The 5876-nt window shown below is 57.0% G+C and carries 3 protein-coding genes; all 3 read left to right on the forward strand.

All coding sequences use genetic code 11. The annotated features are described in order from the left end of the window. Positions 1 to 2225: PSD1 and planctomycete cytochrome C domain-containing protein (locus HUJ21_RS00025; RefSeq protein WP_291366226.1), on the forward strand; the 2225-nt coding region annotated here is incomplete at its 5' end. 1 nt (position 2226) lies between these two features. Then, positions 2227 to 3684, forward strand: coding sequence for a DUF1501 domain-containing protein (locus HUJ21_RS00030; RefSeq protein ID WP_291366227.1), 1458 nt, complete (start codon positions 2227 to 2229; stop codon positions 3682 to 3684). A gap of 38 nt (positions 3685 to 3722) precedes the next feature. Next, positions 3723 to 5864 carry a c-type cytochrome domain-containing protein gene (locus tag HUJ21_RS00035; protein WP_291366228.1) on the forward strand — a complete coding sequence of 714 codons (2142 nt, stop codon included), beginning with the start codon at positions 3723 to 3725 and terminating at the stop codon, positions 5862 to 5864. Positions 5865 to 5876: the final 12 nt, after the last annotated feature.

Consider the following 5876-nt stretch of genomic DNA (forward strand, 5'->3'; position numbering starts at 1 on the left):
CAGGAGACCAGGTCAGCTATAACTTTCATGTCAGGCCGATCCTTTCGGACAATTGTTTTGCCTGCCATGGGCCGGACGAAAACAAGCGTGAGTCCGGTCTCCGTCTGGACATGGCAGAGAGTGCCTACGCAGCGCTGAAGGAAAACCCCGGGGCCCATGCCATCGTGCCCGGCAAGCCGGCCGCCTCCGAGGTGGTCAGAAGGCTGGAGAGCAGCGATGAGACCGAGATGATGCCCCCACCGGAGTCCAACCTCAAGCTCACCGAGCAAGAAAAAGAGACCATCAGAAAATGGATCAAACAGGGCGCTGCCTACGAACCCCACTGGGCATTCGTGCCCCCCGTCAAATCGGATCTTCCCGAAGTATCCGATCCTGAATGGGCGCAACATGAAATCGACCACTTTATCCTGGCAAAGCTGGACAGACTCGGGCTGAAGCCAAACTTACCCGCAGATAAAATGCACCTGCTCAAAAGGCTGAGCATAGACCTGACCGGTCTTCCTCCGGGGCTGGAGCTGATGCGGGAATACGATGCCGATGAGTCCCCGCAGGCCACAGAAAAAATCATCGACCGCCTGCTGGAAAGCCCCGCTTTCGGCGAGCGCATGGCCGTGCTGTGGATGGACATATCCAGGTACTCGGACAGCTACGGCTATCAGGACGACAATATCCGTACCCAATGGCCCTACCGCGACTGGGTCATCCATGCCTTCAACAAAAACATGCCCTACGACCAGTTCATCACCTGGCAGCTGGCCGGGGACCTTTTGCCCGAACCGAGCAAGGAGCAGATATTGGCCACGGCATTTAACCGGAACCACAAATATACCGAAGAAGGCGGTGTGATTCCCGAGGAATACCGCGTGGAGTACAACGTGGACAAGACCAACACCTTCAGCAAAGCCATCCTGGGCATGACCGTGGAATGCGCCCAGTGCCATGACCACAAATTCGACCCCATCTCCCAGGAAAACTACTTTCAGATGTACGCCTTTTTCAACAACACGCCGGAAAAAGGCTATGAAGGAGACGTGAGCATTTCCAAGCCCGCCAAACAGCCCATCATGTGGATCGAACACGATGACCTGGACGGCGTGCTCGACTTTGTCAACCACCAGGACACCAGCCGGATCATGGTATCGGTCATGGAAGATTTTAAGGACACACTCCGGCAGACCTACGTGCTGGACCGCGGGATGTACAACCAGCCCACCAAAGAAGTCAGTGCCTCCACGCCGGAAGCCATCCTGCCATTCGACGAAAACAAATACCCCAAAAACCGCCTGGGCCTGGCCCGGTGGACCTTCGGGGAGCAAAACCCCTTGACGGCCCGTGTATTCGTCAACCTGATCTGGCAGGAGCTCTTCGGAGCGGGGATCGTGCGCTCCGCCGGAGACTTCGGCATGCAGGGCAAACTGCCCACCCATCCCCAACTGCTGGACTGGCTGGCGGTAGACTTCCGGGAAAGCGGATGGGATATCAAACACCTGATCAGGACCATCGTGAGCTCGGCCACCTACCAGCAGGCCGCTGCCGTGGACAAAAAGAAGATGGAGGCTGACCCGGACAATTTCTACCTGGCAAGGGCTCCCAGGATCAGGATGAACGCCGAACACATCCGGGACATGGTCCTCTACAGCAGCGGGTTGATGGTACGGGAGATCGGCGGGCCCAGCGTAAAACCCTACCAGCCCGAGGGGCTGTGGGAAGCCTCCACCTCCGGCAGGGGGGAACTGGCCGAATACCGGCAGGACGAAGGAGCCTCACTCTACAGAAGGGGGCTGTACACCTTCATCAAGCTGACCTCCCCACCCCCGAAACCCATCATCTTTGATGGAAGCAACAGGGACGTGTGCGAGGTAACCAGAAACAGAACAAACACCCCGCTGCAGGCACTGGCCATGCTGAACGACCCACTGGTGCTGGAAGCATCCAGGGTAATGGCCAGCCGGCTCATAGCTGAAGGTAAAGACGCTGAGCAAGCCGTTCAGGAAGCCTTTGCCCGGATCATTTGCCGGGCTCCCGCCGAAGAGGAGCTGGACCTGCTGGTGGAATATTACCGGGAGGAACTGAAAAGGTTCCGGAAAGCGCCCGAAAAAATCCTGGAAACGGTCCAGAAAGGGGAATTCCCCCTGGGGCCGGAAGCCGATAAACCCGAGACCGCCGCCCTCATGCAGGTAGTGGTGGCCATTTACAATGTAGAAGAAGCGATTACCAAGACCTGATATGGAAAAAGAAAGATTAGAAAGCGGACTGAATGAAAACAGAAGGAAGTTTCTGTCCAAAATGAGCCTGGGATTGGGAAGTGTGGCCCTGGGTTCACTGCTTATCCCCGACCTGTTCGACGGCAAATCCCAACTGGACACCGACAAACTGATGGCCAGCCTGCCCCATTTTGCCCCCAAGGCCAAAAGGGTGATTTACCTGTTTCAAAACGGGGCGCCCAGTCAGCTGGAATCCTTTGATTACAAACCCATGCTCAACGAGCGGATAGGAGAAGAACTGCCCGATTCCATCCGGAAAGGACAGCGCCTCACCGGCATGACCGCCGGACAGTCCTCCTTTCCCCTGGTGGGCTCCTATCACGGCTTCAGCCAATACGGCCAGTCCGGTGCCTGGGTCAGCGACCTGTTTCCCTATACGGCTAAAATAGTAGACGAGCTCTGTATCGTAAAATCCATGCACACCGAAGCCATCAACCACGACCCGGCCCTTACCTTTTTCCAGACAGGAGCCCAGGTGGGCAACCGGCCCAGCATGGGCGCCTGGCTGAGCTACGGCCTGGGAAGCGAAAACAACAACCTGCCCAGTTTCTGCGTGCTGCTCTCCCGCGGCAAAGGCAACGGACAGGGCGTCTACTCCAAGTTGTGGACCAATGGTTTCCTGGATTCGGTGCACCAGGGCGTGCAGTTCTCCAGCGGAGACGACCCGGTACTCTACCTCAATGATCCGGAAGGCATGAACAAAGCAGACAGGAGGCGCATGCTGGATAAAATATCCGCCCTGAACCAGATGAACTACCAGTCCTTCGGCGATCCGGAGATCAGCGCCAAGATCCAGCAATACGAAATGGCCTACCGCATGCAGACGGCCGTTCCCGAAGTAACCGACGTCACCAGGGAACCCGACAGTATTGTGAAGCTTTACGGGCCGGAATGCCTGGTTCCCGGCACCTATGCGGCCAATTGCCTGCTGGCCAGAAAGCTCTCCGAAAACGGCGTGCGCTTTGTCCAGCTCTACCACCAGGGCTGGGACCAGCACGGCAACCTGCCCAACGAGATGGCGGGCCAGGCCCTGGACACCGACCAGGCCTCGGCGGCCCTGATCACAGACCTGAAGCAAAGGGGGCTGCTGGACGAGACCCTGGTCATCTGGGGCGGGGAGTTTGGACGAACCAATTACTGCCAGGGAAGGTTCTCGGCCGAAAATTACGGCAGGGACCACCACCCCAGGGCCTTTTCCATATGGATGGCCGGCGGCGGCGTGAAACCGGGCATCACCTACGGTGAAACGGACGAATTCGGCTACAATATCGTTAAAGACCCCGTCCATGTCCATGATTTCCACGCCACCATGCTGCACCTGCTGGGCGTGGACCATGAAAAACTGACCTTCAGGCACCAGGGCAGAAGATACCGGCTCACCGACGTGGCCGGCAACCTGGTCAAGGACATCATGGCCTGACCCTTGTAATTCTTGGTAAACCCCCTATTCGCTCTTTTATGTTATCATCCAAACTGAAGGCCATACTGGGCCAGGTCCTATTTGCCGTCAACGTATTTGTATTGTTTCTGGTGGTGGCGGAAAACCGGGTCCTGATCCCCGACTGGCTGCATGTATTCGGGAGAATGCATCCCCTGCTCTTGCATTTTCCCATTGTCATCATTTTACTGGCCCTGCTGCTGGTCGCCATTCCTGACTTGTTGAAAAACAAGGAGGACAGCCACATGTACGGCACCGACCTTTTGCTGTTGGGCACCCTTACAGCGGGCTTTACCGTTATCGCCGGCCTGCTGCTTTCCCATGAGTCGGGATACGCACAGGAAGCCCTGGTCTGGCACAAATGGACCGGTCTGGGAGTATTCTGGACCGCCTCCCTGCTCTACTACTTTTTGGACAGCCAAAGACACCTGCTCATCAAGGCCGGCTCGGCCTTTCTGGCCCTGGCCGTTGTAGTTTCCGGCCATCTGGGGGCCTCCATTACCCACGGAGACAATTTCATCACCGCCCCGCTACAGCAAAACAATGCGGTTACGGTGAGCCTGGAAGAAGCAGAAGTGTTTGCCCATGTGGTTTATCCCATCCTTGAAAACAAATGCGTCGGCTGCCACAAAGCCTCCAAGCAGAAAGGCGAACTCAGGATGGACAGCCCCGAAAACCTGCTGAAAGGCGGGGAATCAGGGCCGGCCCTGGTACCCCATGACCTGGAAAACAGCCTCATGGCCCAGCGGATCAACCTTCCCGAAGAAAACGAAGAACACATGCCCCCGGAGGGCAAGCCCCAGCTTACCGATGAGGAAAGGGCCATCCTGGAGGCATGGATTAGCAGCGGCGCCATTATTGACAAGAAGGTCCTGGAGCTTCCGGACAGCAGCTCCATTTACAGCCTGGCGGTCGATAAGTTTACGGCTGCCCCCAAAAGCTATGACTTTAAAAAGGTTTCCGATGAAACGGTGGAAGAGCTCAATAATTTTTACCGCAAGGTGCAGCCCCTGGGCCTGGAATCCCCGGCACTCTCGGTCAGCTACTTCGGCAGGGCCAGTTTTGACCCCGAATCCTTAAAAGACCTTGGCCCGGTACACCAGCAGACCGTGTCCATCAACCTGAACAACATGCCCGTAGGGGATGCCGACCTGGAATCCCTGGCCCCTTTTGCCAACCTGGAGAAACTGTACCTTAATTTTGCCTCCATCAAAGGGGATGGGCTGCAACACCTGACGGCCCTTGAAAACCTGAGCCTGCTGTCCCTTTCCGGCAATCCGCTGGATGAAACCGCCGTGGAGCACCTTTCGGAAATGGATCAGCTCAAAAAACTCTTTGTCTGGAACACCGGTCTTTCCGGGGAATCCCTGGAAGAGTTGCAGGCGGCCCTGCCGGGTACCGCCGTTGAAACCGGCACCCAGGTCAGTGGAGAGGTGTTGATGCTCAACCCCCCGGTGATCCGTTTTGACCGGGCCTTCTTCCGGGACCAGCTTACCGTAGAGCTCAGCCATCCCATAGGTGCCACCAGTATATTCTACACCCTGGACGGCTCGGAACCCGACAGCAGCAATTATGAGCTGTACGAAAAACCCCTGGTCATAGATAAAAACCTGACCGTCAAGGCCAGGGCCTTCGCCGAAGGCTGGATCGGCAGCGAAAAAGCCGAGGCGGAATTCATCAGGGCCACCCTGGGTCCTTCCTCCTTTCAGATGAACTACCTGCCCGAGGACCGCTACAAAGGGGACGGTCAGGAAAGCCTCTTTGACCGGAAGAAAGCCATACCGGATGTCTGGAACCTGAACTGGCTGGGCTTTTTCAACAATCCCCTGGAAGTGGAAATGGAGTTTGATCAGCCCACCGACATCAGCAAGCTGGCACTTTCCCTATGGCAAAATCCTGGTGCCCGCTTCTTTCCGCCAGGAGAGGTGCAGCTGTGGACCAGGGAAAGCGAGGCTCAGGAATGGAAGCTCGCCGACACCTACAGGCCGGCCCCCTTGCAGAAGGACGCTCCCTCCCTGCTCCGGCAGGTGGATATCCCCTTCTCTGCCAAAGCGGTAAAGCAGCTCAAACTGCTGGCCAAACCGGTGGACAAACTCCCCGCCTGGCACGGAGCGGCCGGCAGCAAGGCCTGGCTCATGGTAGACGAAGTGGTGATGAATTGAGATATGGGGTGC

This window comes from Cyclobacterium sp. (genome assembly GCF_014762705.1).
GTDB lineage: Bacteria > Bacteroidota > Bacteroidia > Cytophagales > Cyclobacteriaceae > Cyclobacterium.